Origin of the sequence: Psychrobacter sp. T6-6 (assembly GCF_052258185.1) — a bacterium.
Lineage (GTDB): Bacteria > Pseudomonadota > Gammaproteobacteria > Pseudomonadales > Moraxellaceae > Psychrobacter.
In genome coordinates, this window is record NZ_JBQQEX010000009.1 from 51,419 (window position 1) to 75,336 (window position 23,918).

Sequence of the window (23,918 nt, forward strand, 5' to 3'; positions counted from 1 at the left end):
TAATTAACATGGCTACAGATTTACAAGTCACAACTAACAAGCTATCTAATAAAGAAACCCAGCTAACGGTTAAAGTGCCCGTTGAAAAAATTCAAAACAAAGTTGAAGGCCGTATTCGCCAAGTTGCGAAAACTGCCAAGATTGACGGTTTCCGTAAAGGTAACGTCCCTATGTCACACATCCGCTCTCAGTACGGTGCTGGCATTCAACAAGAAGTTATCAACGATGTCATCCGTGATACTGTATTTGAAGCGATCAAATCTGAAGACATCCGCGCTGTTGGCATGCCTAACATCGACGACGTAAAACTTGAAGACGATTTCTTGGTATATCAAGCTACTGTTGAAATCTTCCCAGAAGTAGACGTACAAGGTATCGATGAGATCGAAGTTGAGCGTCACACTGCACAAGTGAGTGAAGAAGACGTTGACACCATGATCGAAAACCTACAAAAGCAACGTGAAGAATTCGTTGAGAAAAAGGGCATGGCGGCAAAAGACAACCAAGTGACTTTTGACTTTGAAGGCTCTATCGACGGCGAAAAATTCGAAGGCGGCTCTAGCGAGGACTTCAAATTGGTTATCGGTAGCAACCAGATGATCCCAGGTTTTGAAGCTGGTATTAAAGGCATGAAAGCTGGCGAAGAAAAAACTATCGACGTGACTTTCCCAGAAGACTACCAAGCTGAGAACCTAGCTGGTAAAGAAGCTCAGTTCAAAATCAATGTAAAACTGGTTGAAAAATCTAAGCTACCTGAAATTAACGAAGAGTTCCTAGAGCTATTTGGCGTGACCGAGGGCGGCGTTGAGAAGTTGAAAGAAGACGTACGCAAAAACATGGAACGCGAAATCAAAAATGCTGCGCGTAGCCAAGTTAAGCAAGCGACTTTTGACGCATTGTTAGAAAAGAACGAATTTGACGTACCAAACGCGATGCTAGAGCAAGAAATCGAGCGTCAACGCAACATGATGATGCAACGTTTTTCTCAGCAGTTCGGTGCGAATGCTGATAGCTTCGATAAAGACATGCTACCAAATGAGCTATTTGAAGAGCAAGCGCTACGTGCTGCCCGTCTTGGTATCATCGTTGCCCGTGTTATCGATACCAAAGGTCTAGAAGTAGATCAAGAGCGTGTTGAAACCTTCATCAAAGAAGCCGCTGAAAACTACGAAGATCCAGCAGAAGTTATCGAGTACTACACCAATGACAAGCAGCAGCGTGCTAACATTGAGTCTGTAGTACTAGAAGACCAAGTAGTAGATTACTTGATCGAACAAGGTAAAGTCACTGACAAAGAAGTTAGCTACCAAGACTTGCTAGCCGCTCAGCAACAACAGCAGCAAGCAATGTAATTGATACGACAAGCTGTCTTTTTAGATATGCTGTAGTCTATTATCAAAACTAAAATGCGCCCCCGACCTTTTAATCGGGGGCGCATTTTTTGTGGCATTCGTTAACTAGATGAAATTAGTCGCAACTATCGAACCTACAAGCATCGTACTTGTACTATAAAACGCGCCTTATACCAAAACAGGCGCAAATACGGCGCTCAACCCTAGCAGTACTACCCCGCGCTGTAACCATAAGCTATCGCTAAATCGTTGCTGCAACTGTTGACTAACTAGCGTACCAACTGCATATAGCGCTAGCATCGTGACCATCATCCCTGCATAAAAACCCAGCTGACCGCTCACACCAACATTCGCTGGCACTTCAAGCGCATGTGCCAACCCGTGAAAGACTGCTAGACCACCAAAGCCAAACAGTGACAACTGCTGGATGTTTGGCGTACGTGCTGTATGGGTCTGCGCAGAGAATGCTTCTTGTCTGCTTTTTTGACTCATCAAAACCATCGCCAACACGACTACCGATAATGATATGGCGACTTCGATCAGCCCAGATGAGGCTGCAAACCCAATACCACCGATCAAGACACCAACCGTGCCTAATACTGCACCTAACGACAACCCTGCCGTCAATGACATCATACCTAAGCGCTGCTTTTGTAACCCATAAAACAACATGCCCATGCCTACTGCCAAAAATAGATGATCAAGGCCAGTCACTGGATGCATCAGTCCCGCTTGCAACGTACCCAAGAACGATGGCGCTTGCGTAGCAGTCGAATGAATATGCCCTGAGTGTGCTTGTGCCAGCGACGGCACCACAGACAACGTTGCCAATGTCGATGAACCAACTACGAGACTACGAGTAGACAACCTCTGTGAAAATTTAGCATTTTTGACATCAAGCTCTTTTGTACATCTTGTCATGTGGTTTGTTCCTTTTTATTCATGTTGTATTTTCGATGGTGAAGGATTCGGACTAAGGATATGCCTAAGCTACGCAAGCATGCCGTGCTCTTTGATAAAGTCAATAATCTCATCTAAACCGTCACCTGTTTTCATATTGCTAAAGACAAAAGGCTTATCACCGCGCATTTTTTTGGCATCGCGTTCCATTACCTCAAGCGACGCGCCAACCATAGGTGCAAGATCGGTCTTATTGATAATCAGTAGATCAGATTTGGTAATACCGGGGCCACCTTTACGCGGTATCTTGTCGCCTGCAGAGACATCAATGACATATAAGGTCAAATCAGACAGTTCTGGGCTGAAAGTCGCGGCCAAGTTATCCCCACCTGACTCGATGATGATCATCTCCAAGCCGTCAAAGGTCGCTTGCAGCTCGGCAATGGTGGTCAGATTGATAGACGCATCTTCGCGAATGGCTGTGTGCGGGCAGCCGCCTGTCTCAACGCCGCGGATACGCTCAGCTGGCATGGCGTTATTACGGGTCAAAAACTGTGAATCTTCTTTGGTGTAAATATCGTTAGTGACAACTGCCATATTGATCGTATCACGCAGGTTTTGACATAGTCTCAAGGTCAAAGCCGTTTTACCACTGCCGACTGGCCCGCCAATACCAAGGCGTAAACACGATAAAGCAGGCTGATGTGAGCTCTCACTATCAATAGCTGAGTCGGGTATGGCTTGAGTATTTTTTGGTTTTATTGGGGTTAGAGACATCGTAAGCTCCTTAGAGGATTCATATAGGAATAACTGTAAATAGAAACAAATGTAAAATTATGAGCGGAATAACCGGCTGTATTGCTCCTCATGCATACTCGAGAGGATAGCTAGATTGGGCAAGTTGTTAGAGATGTTGAGGCTCTCATAGAGGTCTTGACACAGTTTTTGACAAACCTGATCTTCATTCATATCCAAAGCATGGGTAGCGTTTGCTGACGTGATTACATCATCAAAGGCTTGTTTTACGTCACCGCTCAACGCATCAACTTGAACGCCGAGATTGTTTTGTAATTGCCATAAAATACGTTGACCTGCCATCTGTCCTAGCGGTACGGTCTTTACAGCGGCGAGCACCATATTCTCTAATTGCGCAAATCCATAGGTAGTCATTGACTGCGCTAGTGGTAGTTGCCAATGCTGAGCAATATGAGCGAAAAGTGGCAAAAAGCCATCTTCAGGTAGCTCTGTAGGTACGCCCAGATTTAAAACTTCATTAAGCCAAGATACCATCGCCTGTGCCAACTGTTGGGACTCAAGCACAAACTCTTTACTCTCGAGGCTGGCATGGTAGTCATGTGCTACCTCGTTTGCCAGCGCCTCATGTCCTCCACCGAGCGCACACATTATTAGCCCTAATAGTGGTAGCTCGTAGCCAATCACTGCAAGCTCTAAATAGTCCTGCATAAATGCAAGTGTACTGGCTTCGTCAGAGATAACCCCTGACTCAATCGCTGACTCTACACCTTGCGAATAGGTATAGCTCCCGATTGGCAAATTACTTGATGCCAGCATCAATAGCTGTCCCAGTTGGACGGATTGAGTAGATTGCGTGCTGGTATTAACCATCATGTGAATGACCTACAGATGCCTCATCATGGTTATGGGAATGACTGTGTGAGTCGCTACTCGAATGAGAGTGGCTGCTTGCATGCGAATGAGAGTGCGCGTGAGAATGGCTATGTGCATGCCCTTGTCCTGTCTGATAGGCCCCTGTCTCAGGCTCGAACGGTACGGACGTGGACTCAGTATATAACCCTAAGTTTTCGAGCATTTGAGCCAGCACATGATCGTTTTCAAAATACAGCGCATAGCCTGCATCATCCTGATCAAAACTGTGCTCAAACATCAACGGCACATGACGATTGCCCAAATGATAAGCGCCTTTCATGAGTAAAAAATCATCGTTGGCCGTCACTTTAGTCACTGCTTGCGGTTTGGCGATGATTTGTATCAAGTCTCCTGCTGCATTACTAAGCACATCATTTCCTTTTAACACCCCTGTACGAGGCAGATCAATACCAACAGCTGTGCCTGCTGCAGTAACTGCTCTAAAGCGTGTATGCTGGCGCGTGTCAAAGTCCAGTAGCAGGTAATCATCCGCTTGATACTGCGCTGTTAGCTGCGCTTGTTGTGTGTCGTTAGGTGCGCTTAAACGGGTATTAAATATTTTCATAAATATAAGGCTCTGTTTACTGTTGCTCAAACTATCGGTCTATAATTTGAATGGTAAAATTGTTGGCAATGAAGGCAAGATCACACTCAAAACACCCCCTAACCATTGGCATACATGGTCTATGGTTCGCTCTTTTAAAAATCCTAAAAACGTGCGTCATAAGGCCTAAAATAAAAAGTAGCGCTGCGCCATGGGTAGTACCTCAGCTGGCTCACAAGTAAGTGTCTTACCATCAGCGCGCACCTCATAGGTCTCAGGATTGATATCCATATCAGGGCAGTAGCTGTTAAAGCGCATATCGCTTTTACGAATTTGACGGATTCCATGTACAGGCTGAATGACTTTGGTCAATCCAAGCTGTTTATCGACCTGCTTATCGATGGCGGCTTGCGACATAAAGGTAATACTGGTTTGGGCAACCGATTTTGGATACGACGCGAACATAGGACGATAATGTACGGGCTGAGGCGTAGGAATAGAGGCATTAATATCACCCATCGGCACCGCAGCGATGAGACCACCTTTGATGATGCACTCAGGCTTTACCCCAAAAAATTTAGGTGACCATAGCACCATATCTGCCCATTTACCTACCTCAATTGAGCCGACCATATCGCTAATACCATGCGTGATCGCAGGATTGATTGTGTATTTTGCGATATAGCGTTTGATACGGAAGTTATCATTGTCCACGTTTTGGTCGTAGTCTGTCAGCGTGATACGCTGGTTTTGGTGCTCGGTTTCTGCTGTCGCATCTGGAGCAAGATGCCCGCGCTGAACTTTCATTTTATGCGCCGTTTGCCACGTACGAATGACCACTTCGCCCACCCGCCCCATCGCTTGCGAGTCACTACTCATCATCGAAATCGCACCCAAATCGTGCAAGATGTCTTCAGCCGCGATGGTTTCTTGACGAATACGGCTTTCGGCAAAGGCCACGTCTTCTGCGATAGCAGGACTTAAATGATGACAAACCATCAGCATATCGAGATGCTCATCAATGGTGTTGACGGTATATGGACGCGTTGGGTTGGTTGAGGATGGCAGCACATGCGACTCGCCAATCGCCTTTAGAATATCGGGTGCATGACCACCGCCCGCACCTTCGGTATGAAAGGTATGAATACAGCGGTTTTTAAATGCGCCTAGCGTGCTCTCAAGATAGCCACTCTCATTTAGCGTATCGGTATGGATGGCGACCTGCACATCATAATCATCAGCGACGCTCAAACAATTATCGATAGCTTGCGGCGTCGTACCCCAATCCTCATGGAGTTTCAGTCCGACCGCCCCTGCTTCGATTTGCTCAGCAATCGGTTTGGGAACACTCACATTGCCTTTACCCAATAGCCCAATATTCATAGGGATACTATCAGTAGATTTTAGCATTGAGGCAATATGATATGCTCCTGGCGTACAGGTGGTAGCGAGTGTTCCTTGGGCAGGGCCTGTACCACCGCCCAGCATCGTGGTCACTCCCGACATCAGCGCCGTCTCACACTGCTGGGGCGCGATGAAATGAATATGACTATCAACGCCCCCTGCAGTGAGAATCTTTCCTTCACCAGCGATGATCTCAGTCGCGCCGCCAATAGGGATATCGATGGCAGGCTGAATGTCAGGATTGCCCGCTTTACCAATAGCACTGATACGACCATCTTTAATACCGATATCGGCTTTATAAATGCCTGTATAGTCCACAACTAATGCGTTGGTAATCACTGTGTCAGCAACTTCTGCCCCTAACAACTGCCCTTGCCCCATACCATCACGGATGACTTTACCACCGCCAAACTTGACTTCCTCACCCTTGATCTCTGTGGTTTTGCTAATACCCTCATCGCTTTGCGACGTCTGCGTTTGATCCATATCTGTGTGACTGGTCAAGTCCGCCTCAACCTGTAACCAAAGCTCCGTGTCAGCAAGGCGTACTTTATCACCAGTGGTCGGACCGAAATGCTCAGCATAAATCTGCCGGCTTACTCGCTTTTGCGAAGTGGTTACTGGTGCTTTGTCATGAGACGTATCTGATTCTTCATTTGGCTGTGCATTACCCATGATGCGACCCGCAAAACCGTAGACTTCCTGTTTGCCTGCGTAGGCCACCAATTCTACTTCTCGCGATTGTCCTGGCTCAAAACGAACTGCTGTCCCAGAGATAATATTTAGGCGATATCCGCGGGTCGACTCTCTATCAAAACTCAGCGCATCATTGACCTCGTAGAAATGATAATGCGAGCCAATTTGGATAGGTCTATCCCCAGTGTTGCTGACACTGATGGTCTGCACCTGTCGCCCTTGGTTTAAGATAATATCGCCATCTTTTATATTGTATTCACCTGCTTGCATGGGAGCCGCCTTATTTTGGAGTAATCATTTCGGTGGTAGACAGTGATAGACAGAACTACACGATGGGATGATGCACGGTGACCAGTTTGGTACCATCAGGGAATGTCGCCTCGATTTGCACCTCATCGACCATCTCTGCCACCCCTTCCATAACGTCATCGGCAGATAGATAGGTTGCCCCTTCACTCATCAATTCAGCAACTCGCTTACCATCTCGAGCCCCTTCCATCAGTAGCATACTGATATAAGCGATGGCTTCTGGATAGTTCAGCTTAACACCGCGATTTTTGCGGCGCTCAGCCACCATACCTGCGGTAAACAGCATGAGTTTGTCTTTTTCTGTTGGGGTCAGATGCATGGCAGATCCTTGTTATATTTGTCATTATTATTTATAGCAGGCTAGAGTTTGGCCAACATTATATACTGCCCAAAACAGACTTAGCACCACTTAGCCTCAGTAATTAGCCTCAGTAATTAGCTTCAGTATTCTTCAACTTTGGTGACAGTAAATGCAAGCTTAGGTGTCCCAAATACGCGGGCGACAACGCTCAAGCTGCCACCAGTGCTCACGTAAAGCCTCTCTGAGCTGATAAAACGCTTCAAAACAGTCGCGCACATCTGAGCCAATATAACGGATATTAACCGCTTGACTATTATGAGTGCAATAGACGGGCAGTTCAGCTTGAGCAATGACTTGACGTAATGCTGCTATGGTGTGGTCTAGATAGCGCGTTAATGCTTGTTTGGTAGCTGCTTGTGCAGTCTCGTCTGATTGCGTTGGCTGAGAGGCAGACAATGTAGGATTATCATGGACATCACTCAAACTTGGCACTGCCCAAAACGACCCATAAATATGATGGCTCGCTAGTCCCAAGTTTGAGGTAAACCAACGACTTTGGGCAGACTGATCTACACGTTCAGCAACGACGACTTTACCTTCTCGGTAAATGCGTAAGCCAGTATGATAACGCCCTTGTAGGAACTGTTCATCATACGCTTGTCGCCCAAACACGCTGATCTCCCAGGTTAGCAAGCTAGATGAATCCGCTAAATCAAAGCGACTCGTCGCATGCATATTGGCTTCATTATAAATAATGCTCTCTTGTGGCAGCCACTCCAAACGAGTATCTGCTTCAAGTTTGGCCTGTACATTCTGACTGGCATAGGTAGCCATCTCGTCTGTCACGGTATTAGCTGGCAATTTACTATCCTTGCCGTACCATTTACCGGCGCCTGGGGTAGTGATAACAGCATGGCTGCCCTGATCTAAACGTAAGTCTATCGTCAGGGTATCACCGCCTGCAATACCTGCTGGTGGATATAGCATCAATATATGACAAATACCTTGTTGTACACTCGGTTCAGGATAAAGCGCACGCTGTACCATAAGCGCGCCTGTGTGCTTTCGGTGATACAGCCGCGTCTTATCAATAGATGCGCCTTGGGTAGTCGTACGTTTAACAGCGTCAAAACTCAATGCTAAGGAGGAAGCCCAACTCATCTTATATACTCATCAAATATGATCTAGCGTCTTACACAACCATCATTATTTAGCAGTTGCAACTAGAGTGCTGTCAACATAAAAACTAGGTCACATAACGTAAAAAACCATCAATACTACTATTTATACAAGCATTGTGCCAACTTGTATCGGCCTAGTGCTGTAAAAATCAGTCTGTCTATCCAACACCGTGATTTTGCATTGGTTTTTGTTTCCTGTATTCGTTTAAGAAAACAGCAACAACAGTTTGGCTATTTTCTTACCCGATTTTGGGACTCGTTATACATGGACAGTTAGCTATACTTGCACCAAACCATGGCGCTCTAATGAGTATATGCACCATTTTTCAACAGAGCTATTGACCGATATGTCATATGCATGGTTGCTATTCTTTGGGCATATCCTGTTCATTCTTCACGCCACACTAGGCATATTTAATTACAAAGTCGAACGGAAAACTATAAAGATATTTCCCCACTCATAAAATTGACTAGGGCGTGTCCCTATTTTAAAAATGGTGATAAAAGTTTGGATTAGAGACGCGCCTTAGCAAGATAGGTAGATTGTCATGCTGTTAATCAGGTATTCTATGTTAAAAGTAGGCTGGCATGAGACTCAGGATATCTGTATCAAGGCGAAATACTATAGTAATCATTTGAGTCAAACATTGTGAAAAACGCTGTAAAAAACACTTAAGCCACTACTGACTTTATTCACATATTTGTTATCAAAAAGTTCTTTTTTAGTTCATACAGAAAATATAAAAACAGAGGATAGTTATTTTTTCCTCTATTTTGTGCACAAACCGTTTTTATAGGCTTGAATAGTGGGCACAGACCCCCTATAAACTATCCATTAGTTCAAAACCTACTAGACAATAAAATTACTCAAACCATTTTTATTTTATACTTTTATCGATAGGACCTCTCTATGACAGATTATGATCGCATCACTGCTAACCCACATTTTGATATGCTCATGAGTGCGCACAATGAAGTACAAAGCGCGCAAAACATTCAAAGCGCTTTAGTACCAATGGTGGTCGAGCAGTCCTCACGCGGTGAACGCTCGTTTGATATTTTTTCACGTCTATTACGTGAGCGCGTTATCTTTTTGACCGGACAGGTCGAAGACAATATGGCAAATCTTATCGTCGCACAGCTACTATTCTTAGAAGCTGAAAACCCTGACAAAGATATCCATTTATATATCAACTCACCAGGCGGCTCAGTAAGCGCAGGCCTAGCAATTTTTGATACCATGAACTTCATCAAACCTGAAGTATCGACCATTTGTATGGGCGGTGCTTACAGCATGGGTTCATTCCTATTGGCCGCTGGTCAAAAAGGCAAGCGCTACTCACTTGCTAATGCGCGTGTCATGATTCACCAGCCATCAGGCGGTGCGCAAGGTCAAGCGACTGATATCGAAATTAATGCTCGTGAAATCCTCAAAACTCGTGCACGTCTAAATAAAATCTTAGCTGAGCGTACCGGTCAGCCAATCGAAAAAATCGAAAAAGATGTTGAACGTGATTATTGGTTAGATGCTGATGAAGCAAAAGAATACGGATTGGTTGACGAAGTATTAGAGCGTCGCCCTGAATCTTTGTAATCTACCGATAAGTATTATGCCTCTCAAATGAGGGTACAATCATAAAAATAGTTATAGTCTGTTTGTATTATGGTAGATCAATATGTCGCTCATACCTGATAGCTCATATCTGATAGATAGTAAGCAGGTATGAGCGTTTAACCAATATAGCCATCGATGTGACGCAAATAGACTAACCAGTTTTAAACTTTAGGAGCGCCTTTTATGGCAGAAGATAATACCCCGCAGTGTTCGTTTTGCGGCAAAGCCAAAAGTGATGTACAGCAGCTGATTGCTGCCGACGATGCCAATATCTGTAATGAATGTATTGAACTATGTACGGATCTAATCGCCGATAGCGCAGAATATAGTGATGACGATAGTGACGTGGATACCTCGTGGGTCAACAAAAAGCTACCAACGCCAAAGGAGCTGCGTGCCAAGCTTGATGAGTATGTCATCGGTCAGGACGCTGCCAAAAAAGCCTTGTCTGTTGCGGTCTACAACCATTACAAACGTCTAAAAGTTAGCCAAACACTCGCTAATGACAGCAAAAAAGCCAAAATTGGTGCTGATGACGCTATGGTAGAGTTGGCGAAAAGTAACATCTTGCTGATAGGCCCAACGGGTTCTGGTAAGACATTGCTAGCCCAAACGTTAGCTCGTCTACTTGATGTGCCATTTGCGATGGCTGATGCCACGACCTTGACTGAAGCTGGTTATGTCGGCGAGGACGTTGAGAACATCGTACAAAAGCTGTTACAAGCCTCTGACTACGACGTGGCAAAAGCTGAGCAAGGTATCATCTATATTGATGAGATCGATAAGATCAGTAAAAAAGGTGACAATCCATCGATCACTCGTGATGTATCAGGTGAAGGCGTACAGCAAGCACTGTTAAAGCTTATCGAAGGTACGGTTGCTGCGATTCCACCGCATGGTGGTCGCAAGCACCCACAGCAAGAGCTGATCCAAGTTGATACTAGCAACATCCTAATCATCGTGGGCGGCGCATTTGCTGGACTGGATAAAGTCATTCAGCAGCGTACCGAAAAAGGCGGTATCGGCTTTAACGCTGATGTCAGCTCAAAAGATGACAGTCGTCGCAGCTCAGACTTGCTACAAGAAGTTGAGCCAGAGGATTTGATCAAGTTTGGTCTTATCCCCGAGCTGATCGGTCGTCTACCTGTACTTGCGGCACTAAAAGAGCTTGATGAAGAAGCACTGGTACAAATCCTGACTGAACCTAAGAACGCACTGGTCAAACAGTACAAGTACTTGTTCGATATGGAAGGGGCTGATATTAGCTTTACGCAAGAAGCGCTTGATGCCATTGCTAAAAAAGCCATGGAGCGTAAAACTGGCGCGCGCGGTCTACGTTCTATCGTAGAAAACGCTTTGCTTGAGACCATGTACGAGCTGCCTTCTATGGAAAACGCCAAAACCGTTATGGTTGATGCAGAAGTTATCAATGAAGGCAAAATCCCTAAAATTGCTTAATGTATATCAAGCCTTAGATAACTCATTATTAGTAATGAGCTATTCAAAAAAGCGCCTAGCTAAATAAGCTGAGGCGCTTTTTTTATGCCTATTTATCATCTGAATTATCTGAAAAACTCTCAATTGGGCTTCATATCGTAATAAGACGTAGCGACATCATATTTTAGAGATAATGGACCATCTCTCACAAAATGACAGCCGCGTTTATCAATCGCAAGTAGACCTCATCATGAATCATGCTAATGTAGATAGTCGGATTCGATCCTTATTCCATTGCTACACTCCAATATTTATAGCATCTGCGAATACTCGTTATTAATAATACAAAGGACTGTTTATTATGCTCACTCATGTGACTACTATGGCGACATCATTGCGCCAGCACCTGCCATTTTCCTCCCACACAGACTCACTAGATGATGCTGATATTGCTGCTTATTATCGTAATCATGTCGCTGCCATCACGGGCGCAGGGTCTGGTATGGGACGTGAGCTGGCGATTCATCTAGCAAAAATGGGCTGTCATGTCGCGCTATCAGATATCAATCCTGAACAGCTGGCAGAGACCAAACAGTTACTCAGCGGTTATGATGTCAACATTACGATGACTGTACTCGATGTATCAGATAATAAAGCTGTAGAAACGTGGGCTGATAGTGTCATGAGCGATCATGGCAAAGTGAATTTTATCTTTAATAACGCAGGTGTGGCGCTCTACTCTACGGTTGAAGGTAGCAGTATCAGTGAGCTTGAATGGGTAATGAATATCAACTTTTGGGGCGTGGTCTATGGTACTAAAGCCTTTTTACCTTTGATAAAAAACAGTGTGCAGCAGAGTCAGTTGAGGGAGCATGGTCATATTATCAATATCTCAAGTCTGTTTGGGCTGACAGCGCAGCCGTCACAATCTGCCTATAACTCTAGTAAGTTTGCGGTACGTGGCTTCACAGAGAGCTTACGCCAAGAGTTAAACATCCAGCGCTGCGGGGTATCAGCAACCTGTATTCACCCAGGTGGCATCAAGACCAATATTGCCAATAGTGCGCGCGGTAACGAGAGCATCCATGATATTGGCATGAGCACTGGACCCAAAGCCATCAGAAGCTTTAATAAGTTCTTAAAATTCGATGCCAGTGAAGCCGCTTGGATTATTTTGCATGCAGCAGCGACCAATCAGCAGCGCTGCTTAATTGGTAATGATGCCAAAATGATTGACGCCATTCAGCGGGTATTTCCATCGCACTACAGTCAAATCCTAACTGAATTTCATCAGCTCTCTCTTAAGCTAAAGCCGCGTCGCCATAAGAAGCCCAAAGCAGTTGAGTAATAGGCTATAAGCATCCTTTGTAACATGACAGTTGCACGACCCTGTATACAAAAAGCCCAGCTGCGATAATAGCTGGGCTTTTTGAGAGTTGTTAACTGCAGACCACAAGGCGTTTTGATACTGTCAGTAATATCTTAATTCGACATTTTGAGTATTAAGGCAGCTTCATATCTCCAGCAACCAACCAGCCCATACGGCGCATAATATAAGCAACCACACCTGCAATCACCGCAGGTAATACAAACATTAATAGAATAATCGCTGTCCACAGCTGACCTGTACTCATGATTTCTTGTGATGCTTCGATGACTCCGAACACCCCGACCAAACCAGCCGTACCCATGCCCGCTCCTGTCGCGGTACAAGCCAGCTCAAAACCGACAGTCGCGATAGGACCTACGATGGCACTCGCAATGACAGCAGGCAGTAGAATTAATGGCTTTTTTAGTACATTGGGAATCTGCAGCATACTGGTGCCCAGACCCTGAGATATCACACCGCTAACGCCATTATCCTTAAAACTAGCGACAGCAAAACCAATCATATGCGCTGCGCAGCCAACCACGGCAGCACCGCCCGCCAAACCACCAAGACCAATCGCGATACAAATGGCAGCACTCGATGTCGGTAAGGTTAATAGGATACCGACCACAACGGCAATGACAATACCCATTAGTAATGGCTGTAATTCAGTTGCCGCATGAATACCCTGTCCGATAGCCGCAACCCCTGCCACGATGGGTGGGTTGAGTAGCGCACAAACCAATAACGCAACACCGCACACTACTAAAGGCACCAATAAAATATCAAGCTTGGTTTTGCCAGCGATCCACGTACCCGCACGATAGGCAAACACCGAGGTCAAATATGCTCCTATTGGATTACCCGGTAATGCCACAAAGGTGGCAGGCCCAACCTCTTGCGGCGTAAATAGCGTCCCTGCCATCAATGCCTCAGAATGCGCACCCAGCATACCTGCTACAAGGCAACTGAGCATCACAAGCGTTGGTGCTTTTAGGTAGTAAGCGATACCGACACCGATACCTGCCCCCATCAATATCGAAGCAAGCTTGCCGACAGCGACCAGTGCTGGCAGATCCAACCAACCACCGATTTGAGAGATAATTAGACCAGCGATCAACGTGACAAATAGCCCTAACGCCATACCAGTAAAGGCGTCGATAAAATATTTTTGAAAGAATGCTCTGATAATGCCGACTTGCGGTGCCGCTGGGTGAGATACTGCCATAACCGTACTCTTTGTGAACGTTGCAATTGGATAAAATCGTTATGAGGGTTTGATAAAATAAAGAGATAAAAAAAGCGTCATTATGACGCTTTTTTCTTTACAGACTCACCTGATACGTACACGTTTAGCGGCGCTGTTCAACGATAATAGAATCAATACCATTGTTTTGTAGGCGCTGCTGTGCTGTTGTCACTGCTTGACGGTTATTTAACGGACGCGAGATTACCTGATAGATCGGTAAGCCATTACCTGTGGTGTTTTTGATTACTCTAGCATCAACACCTGCCATCAGCACTTGGGCGCGGCGGCGATCTGCTTCATCTGCATCACTAAAACTATTGATCTGCAAGATATAAGTCGCAGCAGGCTTAGCCGCTTGGATACTTGCTGTACCTGCTCCTGCAGTGTTGTTTCGAGTTGTAGGATTACTACTAGCTGGCGGCGTTCCGTCATAAGTCGCATCTTCTTCAACAATTACAATATCATCGTTCGCGGCATCATTACCACTATCACCTGCAGCATTGTCGGCACTACCAAAGCTACCAGTACCGTCTACGCCATTGGTCGACGTACCTTCTGGTTGAGTCACCACAACATCTGGTTCGAACTCGTCGATATCCCCTATTTGATCATTATCGATTTCTGCGATATCTTCATCAGGGATGGTTGCCATCTCTTGATTGGGCAAAATATCATAGAACTCATAATCACCATTATCAGTATCAGTATCCACACGTGGCTGTACTTGTCTGTCAGGATCGTTCTCAGCACTACTATCCGCGGGGCTAAAGTTAAATAATGGTGAGAGGTAGATAAACACCCCTATCATAAGAGTCAATACGGCCCCAACAAACATCCACAATAAGCCTGATACGCTACTTGATTTGCGCTTTTCTGTTGCGCCTTTGGGTTTTTTGGCTAGCATGGATCTCGTTCTCCCTACTGAATTTAACTATCATCATCGAATTAATGCTATCAGCTGTCTACACTTATTTCACGTAGTAAAAAGTTATTACATAGCAGAGGGTGCAGACAAGCCTAGCAGACCAAGGCCGTTCGCTAATACTTGTCTAACAGCTTTGGACAAACGCAAACGCGCTTGCATTAAGTCCAGCTCGTCAGCACTTGGCGTCTCACCTGATGTGACACTGACCGGCAAGATACGATTGGTGTCGTACCAGCCGTGGAATAATGCAGCAAGCTCTTTTAGATAATTAGTCAAGACGTGTGGTTCATAGCCTGTCGCTGCACGTAATAGCGTTGCTGGATAGCCTGCCAATAGCTTAATCAGCTCATCTTCATTGGGCGCATTAAGCAGGTCTTGCTGCGCTAAACCAACGGTATCATCTACCGCAAGACCATTGCTTTGTAGCTTTTCTAATACGCGGCAGACGCGCGCATGAGCATACTGAATGTAATACACTTGGTTGTCTTTACTCTGTGATTTGGCAAGCTCCAGATCAAAATCAATATGCACTTCAGGCTTACGGGCAACATAGTAAAAACGCGCCGCATCATTGCCGACTTCTGCGCGCAGATCGCGTAAGGTAACAAACTGCCCTGAGCGTGAAGACATTTGTACTTTTTCACTGCCGCGCCATAACGCTACAAACTGAACCAATACGACATCAAGGCGCTCTGCATCAATACCTAACGCGAGCAGCGCCGCTTTTACGCGTGGCACATAACCATGGTGGTCAGCGCCCCACACGTTAATGACTTTATCAAAACCGCGATCAAACTTGTTTTTGTGATAAGCGATGTCAGAAGCAAAGTACGTCGACTGACCATTGGCACGGCGCACTACGCGGTCTTTCTCATCACCAAAGTCAGTCGATTTGAACCAGATATTGCCGTCTTTTTCGTATAAGTAGCCTTTGTCATCAAGTATCTGAAGTACAGGCTCAATCTCACTATCGATAGAGCGCTCACTGAACCAGCACTCATAGCTCACACCAAAGTCATTTAGGTCGTCTTTGATATCCGCCAAAATACTACTCAATGCCGCATTCAAGAATAGCGCATAGCTGTCAGCAAGCAAGGCTTTGCTATTCGCAATCAAACCATCAATATGCGCTTCTTTATCACCTGAGATGAGCGTTTTTTCGCCATCAGCATTGATCTCAAACTTAGCATCTTCTGGTGCGTCCTTGGCAACTTGTGTAAAATCATGTACGTAACTATCGCCATGTTGCATTTTTAGTGTCTGCGCGATATCGCTGACATAGTCACCTTGGTAGCCATTGACTGGGAACGTGATTTGCTCACCATTGAGAGCCAAATAACGCAAATAGGTACTGGTCGCCAAGATGTCCATTTGACGACCAGCATCATTGACGTAATACTCGCGCGTGACGTCGTAACCGATAGCTTCTAATAGGTTAGATACGCTCATACCAAACGCCGCACCGCGCCCATGACCGACATGCAGGCTTGAGGTTGGATTCGCGGATACAAACTCGACTTGTACCTTTTGACCATCAAACTGGTCACTCAAACCAAAACGATCTTGCAAGCTAAAGATATCGTCTAGTACTGAAAATTTAGCCTCTGAATTTAGAAATACGTTGATAAACCCTGGGCCTGCGATTTCTACTTGACGGATATCTTGATTCTCAGGCAGCGCGCTGACAATTTTTTCAGCGAGTTGGCGCGGATTGGCTTTGGCAGCCTTTGCCGCAGTGAGCGCGATGTTACTGGCAAAATCGCCATGACTAAGATCTTTAGTACGGGTGATTTGGCTGTTATTTTGCCAATCACTTGGTAGCGTACCATCTGCTTGTAGGGTTTGAATCGCATCGTTAAATAGGGATGCAAGCGTATCAATTTGGGCTTGTGACATAGGGATCTGAACTCAATTAAATAGACAACAAAAGCGGTGCAAATACGAGCGATTAATAACGGTTTATGGTAATAGCGACCGACATTGCAGGGATAAAATAACGTAAAAAGATAAGTAACCTGTAAATATAACAATCTTTACGATGTATTGCACCATTTGCACTAAAATTAGCACCAAAATCTTACTGTTATGACAGCTACGACTGATAATTGATGACAATAAAAAATTGGTCACGTACTCGCTTATACTTAACGACGCAAAGTTGATATCACGCACATACAGCAACTCAGCGAATGGCACGCTCAATTGTAGCGTTCCTGTTGCCCAACACTGGGCAGTCGTTTATACCTATCTGCTTCCACGTTATAATAGCGGTTTGTACGGCTCTTCTAAAATATAGGAGATGCGTTACTACTTCATAGGATTACGCCATGTTTGCTATTGCTGCCAGTACGGTCACCAGTTGGGGACTGTACGTCTTACTGCCGATTTTCATCGCTTTTTTATTCTTTATTATGTGGGATATCTCCAAAAAATCTGACGCTGGGCGCGCAGGTACATTCTGGATATTTTTGGCACTAGGGGCAGGCTCTGTGGGATTCATACTTAAGATAGTCATGGAAGTCGCTTTCAAAAAATGGCTGATGTAAACGGTCATTTTTTATGTGTTGATTATGCAGCAAACACATATAGCGCATAACCAATATGGTCAATAAGATATCAGGTATTCGTCTTAAACGGCTATCTAGTGAGCATTCCTATTATTTTCTACGACCTTACTCACGTAAGTTGGCAGATTCCATGCGCCACCAGCAAAGCCTCGACACATTCCCGTACTCGACTTTTCGCTCTTAGCAAACGTTTGACCATTCTACGTCCATACAGCGCAATTCCAACAGTCACTAATACCTTATTTTTCCTAGTATTGTCCAGTACGGTACCTGCTATCTTTTTGCGATCAAAGTCGCACGCATAGGCGCAGGATAGCCCTCGATAGTCTTTGCGGCATCGTTAGGGTCTAAAAAATCTGTTAATGAATGGTATGTCATCCACTCCGTTTTTCGTTGTTCCTCAGTTGAGGTGACGGCGACATCCACGCAGCGTACATCGACAAATCCTGCTTTTTCTAGCCAGCCTGTCAATGCCGCCACTGACGGTAAAAAGTACACATTATTCATCTGCGCATAGCGATCATGTGGTACCAGTACTGTATTGGCATCGCCCTCTATGACCAACGTCTCAAGCACCAGTTCGCCACCTTTTACGAGCTGGCCTCTAAGCTGCTGTAAATGCTCGAATGGTGACTGACGATGATAGAGCACCCCCATGCTAAACACGGTGTCAAATAACTGACTGTGCTCAGGCAATGCCTCAAGCGGTACAGGAATATAATGCGTGCGGTAGCGACCTGTCTCATGAGCATCCGCGCCACCAACAAAATGACGAATCGCCATAAACTGATGATAAAACAAGCAAGAGGGATCAATAATAATAACAGTATCTGCCCCTGCGCCAGCCATCCGCCAGCCGTGATAACCCGAGCCTCCGCCGACATCCAATACGCGGCGACCATCTAATCTACTCAAATGCGGTGCGACCCGTTGCCATTTCCAATCACTATGCCATTCCGTATCAATCTTAATACCTGATTCATCATTACCAATATGAAACGGCCCTTTACGCCACGGCATGAGCTGCTTTAGTAATGCGGTGGTTTGTTTATATTGAGACTGATTCAAACTTGTATCAATCGTCAATGTAGCACTATTTAAATCGACGTGATTGACCGTCAAATGTGGCAGACGTGCCACTGACGCTTGGTAAGCAGGCGCATGAGCGTAGTTGGCTTTATCTTTGATCGCATTTAACCATGTTGGCAGTCGCGTCAGCCATTCGTAAGCGCTTGGATACTGCTGAGCCAGCTCTAATAAGGTTAAATATAATTCGCGTTCGGCGTGCGTGATTGTGTCGTTGAGCATAAAAACAGGTTACCGTATTGACTAAGAAATAACTGTGTTAAAAGTAAGGTTTATTTAAACGCCACAATAGAGACAAAGTTTAAAAACTGAAACCACGTCAAATGACGTTGAAAGCCAACTTGATCTAACCGCGCATGATGCTCATCTAGCGTATCGGTAATCAGCACGTTTTCTAGCGCATTACGTTTGCCACTGATCTCCATCTCGGTATAGCCATTGGCACGTTTAAAGTCATAATAACGCTCAACCAACCATGCATCATACTGCTCATCAAAGGCATGGGTTTTTTCGGTTAATACCAGTATGCCGCCTGCGCTTAATGCCGCATATATCTTCTCTAATATCGCGACTCTATCGGCTGCTGGCAAAAACTGTAACGTTAAATTCAGAATAACCATGTCGCAGGGTTCCAGCTCCACGTCGCGAATATCCGCAGTGATCACTTCGATGTCATGCTCAGGATAATTGTCACTTAATAACGTTGTGGCTTCGGTCGTCATCGCAGGCGAAATATCAATCGCCTTAATCTGCAAGTCTTGCGGCTCAAACTCGCCCGCCAGCGTCATACTTGCGGCACCCAGTGAGCAGCCCAAATCATAAATTCGACTAACGCGCTGACCACTATCGCTCTGCTGACGATACTTGCAATGACGACGGGCAAATATTGGTAGCATCGCTAAAACTTGACCATAACCAGGGACACTACGGCGAATCATGTCAGGGAAACATGCCACCACCTGCTCATCGAATGAAAAGCGTGCCGCCTTATCCAGCGGCGTGGTAAACGGTTTGTCAAATAGGGTGTCATGTTTGATAGCAGGCTGCGATTGGCTCATGGGGCGACTCATTTTTGATAATAGAACTTATATTAGGCGTTACTTGATGTATTTTACTTGATAGTTTCGCTTGTCACTGTCAGTTGATAAACAAGCGAGATAGCAAAAGCTCATTATAACATTACTGTTTGTTACTTATTGCCTTTGGCTTGCCTGCTAAGCTGAATAAATAGCGCTAGGACTAATGAGGCATTGAAAAATGAGAACATTACAACCAAATACAGTGCTTAATCCATATTTATAATAATAGGAAAAAACTATGCAAACAATCGTATTAGGCGGCGGCTGCTTTTGGTGCACTGAGTCGGTATTTTTGTCCGTGAAAGGCGTACAATCTGTTGTCTCAGGCTATATGGGCGGTGATGCAGTGTCTGCCAATTATGAAGCAGTATGTAGCGGTACAACTGGTCACGTCGAAGTTATCAAAGTCGAGTTTGATGAGACGACTGTTCCTCTAGAAGTCATCCTCGACGTCTTCTTTGCCACGCATGATCCCACCACGATGGATCGTCAGGGCAATGACGTTGGCAGTCAGTATCGCAGCGTGGTCTTTTATACTGAAGAAGATCAGAAGCCAACGGTCGACCGTACCATCAATAAGCTACGTGACATGGGCGTCAACGTCGTCACAGAAGTACATCCTGCCGTTGAATTTTACCAAGCAGAAGACGCGCATCAAGACTTCTTTAATCGCAATCCAGGACAGGCTTACTGTAACTTTGCGATACCACCAAAGCTGGCAAAATTGCGTAAAGAGTTTAGCAAGTATATGATAAGCTGATTTTAATTAAAGAAATTGAGCATCGTATTATTCAAAAAGATTAACACGATGCTAGCGAAATACCTAAGCCAAACACTTATACGATAGGTGTTTGGCTTTTTATTATTGTTTACTATATCGATAGCTGATATTTATAGTAAACGCTCCTTCCACATACACTATCCTGTTAGAGACCTCACATATGAACCCTGAGTTTTGGCGTAAACGCTGGCAAGAAAAACGCATTGGTTTTAATCAATCGGCTGCTAATCCATTGTTAGTTGAATATATCAAACATTTGGATTTATCGGCGGGTAGCCGTATTTTTGTTCCGCTGTGTGGTAAATCTATTGATATGGTTTGGCTAGCTGCTCAAGGATATGATGTGGTCGGTGTTGAACTGGTTAAAACAGCTGTGCAGGATTTTTTTGTTGAACAAAATATCCAGTACACTATCTCTCAACATGTAGAAAATCCAGCTATCACATGCTATCAAGGTCAACTGATAGAAGGTGAAGAGCGGCGAACTATTACATTATGGGTTGCCGATATTTTTACGCTTACCCCTACAGATGTTGGTCCTATCGATGCAGTATATGACAAAGCGGCATTAATTGCCCTACCAGCTGATATGCGAACAAAATATAGTGAGCAGATACGACAGCTTAGTGGTAATGTAAACAAATCTGTCAGCGTCGATAGCATTGACAATAATGTCGCACCGCAGCTTTTAATGACATTGAATTATGATCAAAGCAAGAAAAATGGACCGCCATTCTCTATCAGTGAAGAACAGCTACAGCAGTACTATGGCAGTCACTATCAAATATGTGAACTGGCAAATGTGCCTACTGTTATAGGGTCTACACCTAATTTACTCGTCACAGAGCATGCTTGGCTATTAAGTCATAAATAAATCAGTTTGCGCAGCGATTAATCAGTACTAAATCACAAGGAAAAAGCGGAATGAAAATATTGGTTGGTCTGATAAGTTTAATCGCTGTCTTACTGGTCGCGCTCGCAGGCCCACTCTATAAGTTTGGCATGATTGAGTTAGCGACTGCCTTTGCAGGGTTTAAGTTTGGCGTATTTGCGGGTATTGCAGCTTTAGTATTGTTGGTTATACAGCTTTTATTTAAACGAAACACAGCGAGCGTTGGCAGCGCATTGATATCAGCAGTATTGGCTATCACTGCCATCGCTATTCCAGTAAGTATGATGAGTACGGCCAAAAAGGTACCGCCTATTCATGATATCTCTACCGATTTAGCAAATCCGCCTACATTTGTGGCCATTGCCCCACTACGTGCTGACGCGCCTAATCCAGCTGCTTACGCTGGTGCTGAGACTGCAGAGCAACAGCGCAAAGCGTATCCTGACCTAAAAACATTACACTATAATCAATCACAACCTGAATTGATTGAGGCAACCAAACAAGCTGTTGAGAACTTAGGCTGGGAGCTGGTCAATATTGATGTAGATAGCGGTATTGTCGAAGCGACGGATACGACTGCTTGGTTTGGCTTCAAAGACGACGTTGTCGTCCGTGTGACTGATAACGATAGCGCGCGCCTAGTAGATATACGCAGCAAGTCGCGGGTTGGTGGTAGCGATTTGGGCAAAAACGCGGCGCGAATTGGTACATTTATCAATGAATTAGATAGTGTATTGGCTGAGTAGTTAAATTATATCTACCAAAAACCATTAGATGTTATTTGACTCTTGGCGTTCTGTTAAAGTTAAACCCTCTCCCAACCTCACGCCATCGTCAATTTATCGTAACCATTCATAATCTTGGTACTTCGGCAGCTTTTCTTTACTGTTTAGATTGGTTACTCTACGTTAATATCGCGTTTTACCTTTTGGTAACCACTTTGACGTTTATAGGATATTTTCATGCGTTTCACTCCTTTCTCTACCATGTCACTGCTTAGTGTTGCAGTTGGCATTAGTCTCGCAAGCACTGCTCAAGCCGCTCAGCCACCAGCACCAGATTTATCTAATAGCGAGTTTCAGCAGTGTTTGGATGGTCTAAAAAATTCAAGTAAATTTAGTGGCGTGAATAGCTATACCTTTAACAATTATCGCCCAAGCCAGCCTGATCCAAGCGTTATTCAGTCGCTTAACTACCAACCAGAGTTTCAAAAAGATGTCTGGGACTATCTGTCATCGCTAGTAGATAAAGAGCGTGTCGAAGATGGCATCCGAGCCAAGCGTCAGTGGGGCTCAACGCTTCGACAAATTGAGGCACGCTACGGTGTCAAAGCCGAACACGTACTGGGTGTGTGGGGCGTAGAGTCTAATTTTGGTCAGACATTAGGTAAAAAGCCATTGTTCGAGTCTTTGGCGACATTGTCTTGCTTTGATCGTCGTCAAAGCTACTTCCAAGGTGAGTATGCTAATGCCCTAAAGATTGTGCAAAACGGCGACATTGCACCTGGTGATATGACAGGATCATGGGCAGGTGCTTTTGGACAGACGCAGTTTATGCCCAGCACCTTTTTGGAATTGGCAGTAGATTTCGATGGTGACGGGCGCCGAGATTTGGTCAATAGTGTTCCTGATGCACTCGCTTCTACCGCAAACTTCTTGGATAATCGTGGCTATCGCACGGGCGAGCCTTGGGGTTACGAAGTCAAGTTGCCTGATGGATTTTGGGCAGCCTCAAATCGTAAAGATAAAAAATCTATCAGCCACTGGCGCAATCAAGGGCTGACCCTCGCCAACGGTAGCCCGCTACCTTATGACCTCAATAGTGCTGGCTTATTGCTACCTGCTGGTATCGATGGCCCTGCGTTTTTGGTCGGCAAAAACTTCGATACGTTTTACTCTTATAACGCCTCAGAAAACTACGCCCTAGCTATCGCGCACTTATCAGACTTGGTCACTCGTGAAGATAGTAGCAAAACAGACTTCATGACCGCTTGGCCAACAGACGATCCTGGTATCAGTCGCCAGCAGGCAAAAGATATCCAACAAGCATTGCTCAATACTGGTTATGATATTGGTGGCGTTGATGGCATCATCGGCGACAATACCCGTACCGCTATTCAACAATATCAATCTAGCCGTGGTATTTTTCCAGCTGACGGACGCGCAGGCCAAAAATTCTATCGCGCTATCGTTGGCAGTTCAGCACCAAGCCAAACTCAGTACGGGCAACCAATAAACAGTCGACCATTAAACCCTGCACCAGCCGATCGTATGGGGCAACTGATTCAGCAACAAACAACGCCTAATAGCTATTCGTCTCAACCATCGATCAGTCCATCACCCTCTAGCAATGCACGCTATCGCCGCACCACTAGTGCCGATGGTACGATTAAGCTGGTTCGTATTGATGAAGGGTTATAATAACGTATTGAACCGCTTTATCTTAGAGCACTAAAAAAGCCACGCTAATCATAGCGTGGCTTTTTTCACTTCTTATGTATCAATTTGTGTCTGTTATCGTGGGTCTATCACAGTATGTTTTTATCAACCAAGTCAGTCATTAC

21 protein-coding genes are annotated in these 23,918 nt (G+C 45.0%); 9 read left to right on the top strand and 12 right to left on the bottom strand.

Annotation, left to right across the window (positions count from 1 at the left end):
• Positions 1–8: 8 nt before the first annotated feature.
• Positions 9–1,352, top strand: coding sequence for a trigger factor (gene tig, locus ACTXGL_RS12150; protein WP_319051041.1), 1,344 nt, complete (start codon positions 9–11; stop codon positions 1,350–1,352).
• 168 nt (positions 1,353–1,520) lie between these two features.
• Here the strand turns inward: tig and ACTXGL_RS12155 are convergent, their stop codons facing one another.
• From ACTXGL_RS12155 to ACTXGL_RS12185, 7 genes are all read right to left on the bottom strand, one after another.
• Entirely contained in the window at positions 1,521–2,273 is a 753-nt protein-coding gene (locus tag ACTXGL_RS12155) for a HupE/UreJ family protein (RefSeq protein ID WP_443527019.1), read from the bottom strand.
• 69 nt (positions 2,274–2,342) lie between these two features.
• On the bottom strand, positions 2,343–3,029 hold the full coding sequence (gene ureG / locus ACTXGL_RS12160) for an urease accessory protein UreG (RefSeq protein WP_443527020.1): 687 nt from the start codon (positions 3,027–3,029) through the stop codon (positions 2,343–2,345).
• Positions 3,030–3,086: 57 nt separating this feature from the next.
• Positions 3,087–3,881, bottom strand: coding sequence for an urease accessory protein UreF (locus ACTXGL_RS12165; RefSeq protein WP_443527021.1), 795 nt, complete (start codon positions 3,879–3,881; stop codon positions 3,087–3,089).
• Entirely contained in the window at positions 3,871–4,485 is a 615-nt protein-coding gene (gene ureE / locus ACTXGL_RS12170) for an urease accessory protein UreE (protein WP_319051045.1), read from the bottom strand. The genes ACTXGL_RS12165 and ureE overlap by 11 nt, the downstream gene beginning before the upstream one ends.
• Positions 4,486–4,650: 165 nt before the next feature.
• A complete protein-coding gene (gene ureC, locus ACTXGL_RS12175) occupies positions 4,651–6,834 on the bottom strand; it encodes an urease subunit alpha (protein WP_443527022.1) in 2,184 nt (727 codons plus the stop codon).
• Between the two features lie 55 nt (positions 6,835–6,889).
• The gene (ureA, locus tag ACTXGL_RS12180; RefSeq protein WP_443527023.1) at positions 6,890–7,192 is read right to left on the bottom strand and encodes an urease subunit gamma; all 303 of its coding nucleotides are present in this window, start codon (positions 7,190–7,192) and stop codon (positions 6,890–6,892) included.
• Between the two features lie 159 nt (positions 7,193–7,351).
• Positions 7,352–8,335: an urease accessory protein UreD gene (locus ACTXGL_RS12185; RefSeq protein ID WP_443527024.1), complete on the bottom strand. Its 984-nt coding sequence runs from the start codon at positions 8,333–8,335 to the stop codon at positions 7,352–7,354.
• A gap of 978 nt (positions 8,336–9,313) precedes the next feature.
• On the opposite strand from ACTXGL_RS12185, the gene clpP reads away from it, so the two are divergent.
• The 3 genes from clpP to ACTXGL_RS12200 all read left to right on the top strand — a co-directional run bounded on the left by clpP (position 9,314) and on the right by ACTXGL_RS12200 (position 12,755).
• Positions 9,314–9,949: an ATP-dependent Clp endopeptidase proteolytic subunit ClpP gene (clpP, locus tag ACTXGL_RS12190; protein WP_319051071.1), complete on the top strand. Its 636-nt coding sequence runs from the start codon at positions 9,314–9,316 to the stop codon at positions 9,947–9,949.
• A 204-nt stretch (positions 9,950–10,153) separates the two neighbouring features.
• Positions 10,154–11,428, top strand: coding sequence for an ATP-dependent protease ATP-binding subunit ClpX (clpX, locus tag ACTXGL_RS12195; RefSeq protein WP_319051048.1), 1,275 nt, complete (start codon positions 10,154–10,156; stop codon positions 11,426–11,428).
• 340 nt (positions 11,429–11,768) lie between these two features.
• Positions 11,769–12,755: an SDR family NAD(P)-dependent oxidoreductase gene (locus ACTXGL_RS12200; RefSeq protein WP_443527025.1), complete on the top strand. Its 987-nt coding sequence runs from the start codon at positions 11,769–11,771 to the stop codon at positions 12,753–12,755.
• Between the two features lie 154 nt (positions 12,756–12,909).
• Here the strand turns inward: ACTXGL_RS12200 and ACTXGL_RS12205 are convergent, their stop codons facing one another.
• The 3 genes from ACTXGL_RS12205 to argS all read right to left on the bottom strand — a co-directional run bounded on the left by ACTXGL_RS12205 (position 12,910) and on the right by argS (position 16,846).
• Positions 12,910–14,004: a PTS transporter subunit IIC gene (locus ACTXGL_RS12205; protein ID WP_443527026.1), complete on the bottom strand. Its 1,095-nt coding sequence runs from the start codon at positions 14,002–14,004 to the stop codon at positions 12,910–12,912.
• Between the two features lie 124 nt (positions 14,005–14,128).
• The gene (locus ACTXGL_RS12210; protein ID WP_319051051.1) at positions 14,129–14,929 is read right to left on the bottom strand and encodes an SPOR domain-containing protein; all 801 of its coding nucleotides are present in this window, start codon (positions 14,927–14,929) and stop codon (positions 14,129–14,131) included.
• 87 nt (positions 14,930–15,016) lie between these two features.
• The gene (argS, locus tag ACTXGL_RS12215; protein ID WP_443527027.1) at positions 15,017–16,846 is read right to left on the bottom strand and encodes an arginine--tRNA ligase; all 1,830 of its coding nucleotides are present in this window, start codon (positions 16,844–16,846) and stop codon (positions 15,017–15,019) included.
• A 431-nt stretch (positions 16,847–17,277) separates the two neighbouring features.
• On the opposite strand from argS, the gene ACTXGL_RS12220 reads away from it, so the two are divergent.
• Positions 17,278–17,496: a DUF2788 domain-containing protein gene (locus ACTXGL_RS12220; RefSeq protein WP_319051053.1), complete on the top strand. Its 219-nt coding sequence runs from the start codon at positions 17,278–17,280 to the stop codon at positions 17,494–17,496.
• A gap of 294 nt (positions 17,497–17,790) precedes the next feature.
• Here ACTXGL_RS12220 and cmoB read toward each other — a convergent pair whose 3' ends face one another.
• Together cmoB and cmoA are read right to left on the bottom strand one after the other, a co-directional pair.
• Positions 17,791–18,825 carry a tRNA 5-methoxyuridine(34)/uridine 5-oxyacetic acid(34) synthase CmoB gene (gene cmoB / locus ACTXGL_RS12225; protein ID WP_443527028.1) on the bottom strand — a complete coding sequence of 345 codons (1,035 nt, stop codon included), beginning with the start codon at positions 18,823–18,825 and terminating at the stop codon, positions 17,791–17,793.
• Positions 18,826–18,875: 50 nt separating this feature from the next.
• On the bottom strand, positions 18,876–19,673 hold the full coding sequence (cmoA, locus tag ACTXGL_RS12230; RefSeq protein WP_443527029.1) for a carboxy-S-adenosyl-L-methionine synthase CmoA: 798 nt from the start codon (positions 19,671–19,673) through the stop codon (positions 18,876–18,878).
• Positions 19,674–19,920: 247 nt separating this feature from the next.
• Between cmoA and msrA the strand changes: the two genes are divergently transcribed.
• The 4 genes from msrA to ACTXGL_RS12250 all read left to right on the top strand — a co-directional run bounded on the left by msrA (position 19,921) and on the right by ACTXGL_RS12250 (position 23,775).
• Positions 19,921–20,442 (top strand): peptide-methionine (S)-S-oxide reductase MsrA, encoded by a 522-nt coding sequence (msrA, locus tag ACTXGL_RS12235; RefSeq protein WP_319051057.1) that lies wholly within the window; start codon positions 19,921–19,923, stop codon positions 20,440–20,442.
• Between the two features lie 181 nt (positions 20,443–20,623).
• Positions 20,624–21,337, top strand: a complete 714-nt coding sequence (gene tmpT / locus ACTXGL_RS12240) for a thiopurine S-methyltransferase (protein WP_443527030.1) — start codon at positions 20,624–20,626, stop codon at positions 21,335–21,337.
• A gap of 50 nt (positions 21,338–21,387) precedes the next feature.
• Positions 21,388–22,101 carry a DUF1499 domain-containing protein gene (locus tag ACTXGL_RS12245; protein WP_443527031.1) on the top strand — a complete coding sequence of 238 codons (714 nt, stop codon included), beginning with the start codon at positions 21,388–21,390 and terminating at the stop codon, positions 22,099–22,101.
• 216 nt (positions 22,102–22,317) lie between these two features.
• Positions 22,318–23,775, top strand: a complete 1,458-nt coding sequence (locus ACTXGL_RS12250; protein WP_443527032.1) for a lytic murein transglycosylase — start codon at positions 22,318–22,320, stop codon at positions 23,773–23,775.
• Positions 23,776–23,918 lie beyond the last annotated feature (143 nt).

Bases quoted from the DNA above. Each gene is read 5' to 3' on its own strand.
- tig (WP_319051041.1), top strand. From the start codon at position 9: ATGGCTACAGATTTACAAGTCACAACTAACAAGCTATCTAATAAAGAA.
- ACTXGL_RS12155 (WP_443527019.1), bottom strand. From the start codon at position 2,273: ATGACAAGATGTACAAAAGAGCTTGATGTCAAAAATGCTAAATTTTCA.
- ureG (WP_443527020.1), bottom strand. From the start codon at position 3,029: ATGTCTCTAACCCCAATAAAACCAAAAAATACTCAAGCCATACCCGAC.
- ACTXGL_RS12165 (WP_443527021.1), bottom strand. From the start codon at position 3,881: ATGATGGTTAATACCAGCACGCAATCTACTCAATCCGTCCAACTGGGA.
- ureE (WP_319051045.1), bottom strand. From the start codon at position 4,485: ATGAAAATATTTAATACCCGTTTAAGCGCACCTAACGACACACAACAA.
- ureC (WP_443527022.1), bottom strand. From the start codon at position 6,834: ATGCAAGCAGGTGAATACAATATAAAAGATGGCGATATTATCTTAAAC.
- ureA (WP_443527023.1), bottom strand. From the start codon at position 7,192: ATGCATCTGACCCCAACAGAAAAAGACAAACTCATGCTGTTTACCGCA.
- ACTXGL_RS12185 (WP_443527024.1), bottom strand. From the start codon at position 8,335: ATGAGTTGGGCTTCCTCCTTAGCATTGAGTTTTGACGCTGTTAAACGT.
- clpP (WP_319051071.1), top strand. From the start codon at position 9,314: ATGAGTGCGCACAATGAAGTACAAAGCGCGCAAAACATTCAAAGCGCT.
- clpX (WP_319051048.1), top strand. From the start codon at position 10,154: ATGGCAGAAGATAATACCCCGCAGTGTTCGTTTTGCGGCAAAGCCAAA.
- ACTXGL_RS12200 (WP_443527025.1), top strand. From the start codon at position 11,769: ATGCTCACTCATGTGACTACTATGGCGACATCATTGCGCCAGCACCTG.
- ACTXGL_RS12205 (WP_443527026.1), bottom strand. From the start codon at position 14,004: ATGGCAGTATCTCACCCAGCGGCACCGCAAGTCGGCATTATCAGAGCA.
- ACTXGL_RS12210 (WP_319051051.1), bottom strand. From the start codon at position 14,929: ATGCTAGCCAAAAAACCCAAAGGCGCAACAGAAAAGCGCAAATCAAGT.
- argS (WP_443527027.1), bottom strand. From the start codon at position 16,846: ATGTCACAAGCCCAAATTGATACGCTTGCATCCCTATTTAACGATGCG.
- ACTXGL_RS12220 (WP_319051053.1), top strand. From the start codon at position 17,278: ATGTTTGCTATTGCTGCCAGTACGGTCACCAGTTGGGGACTGTACGTC.
- cmoB (WP_443527028.1), bottom strand. From the start codon at position 18,825: ATGCTCAACGACACAATCACGCACGCCGAACGCGAATTATATTTAACC.
- cmoA (WP_443527029.1), bottom strand. From the start codon at position 19,673: ATGAGTCGCCCCATGAGCCAATCGCAGCCTGCTATCAAACATGACACC.
- msrA (WP_319051057.1), top strand. From the start codon at position 19,921: ATGCAAACAATCGTATTAGGCGGCGGCTGCTTTTGGTGCACTGAGTCG.
- tmpT (WP_443527030.1), top strand. From the start codon at position 20,624: ATGAACCCTGAGTTTTGGCGTAAACGCTGGCAAGAAAAACGCATTGGT.
- ACTXGL_RS12245 (WP_443527031.1), top strand. From the start codon at position 21,388: ATGAAAATATTGGTTGGTCTGATAAGTTTAATCGCTGTCTTACTGGTC.
- ACTXGL_RS12250 (WP_443527032.1), top strand. From the start codon at position 22,318: ATGCGTTTCACTCCTTTCTCTACCATGTCACTGCTTAGTGTTGCAGTT.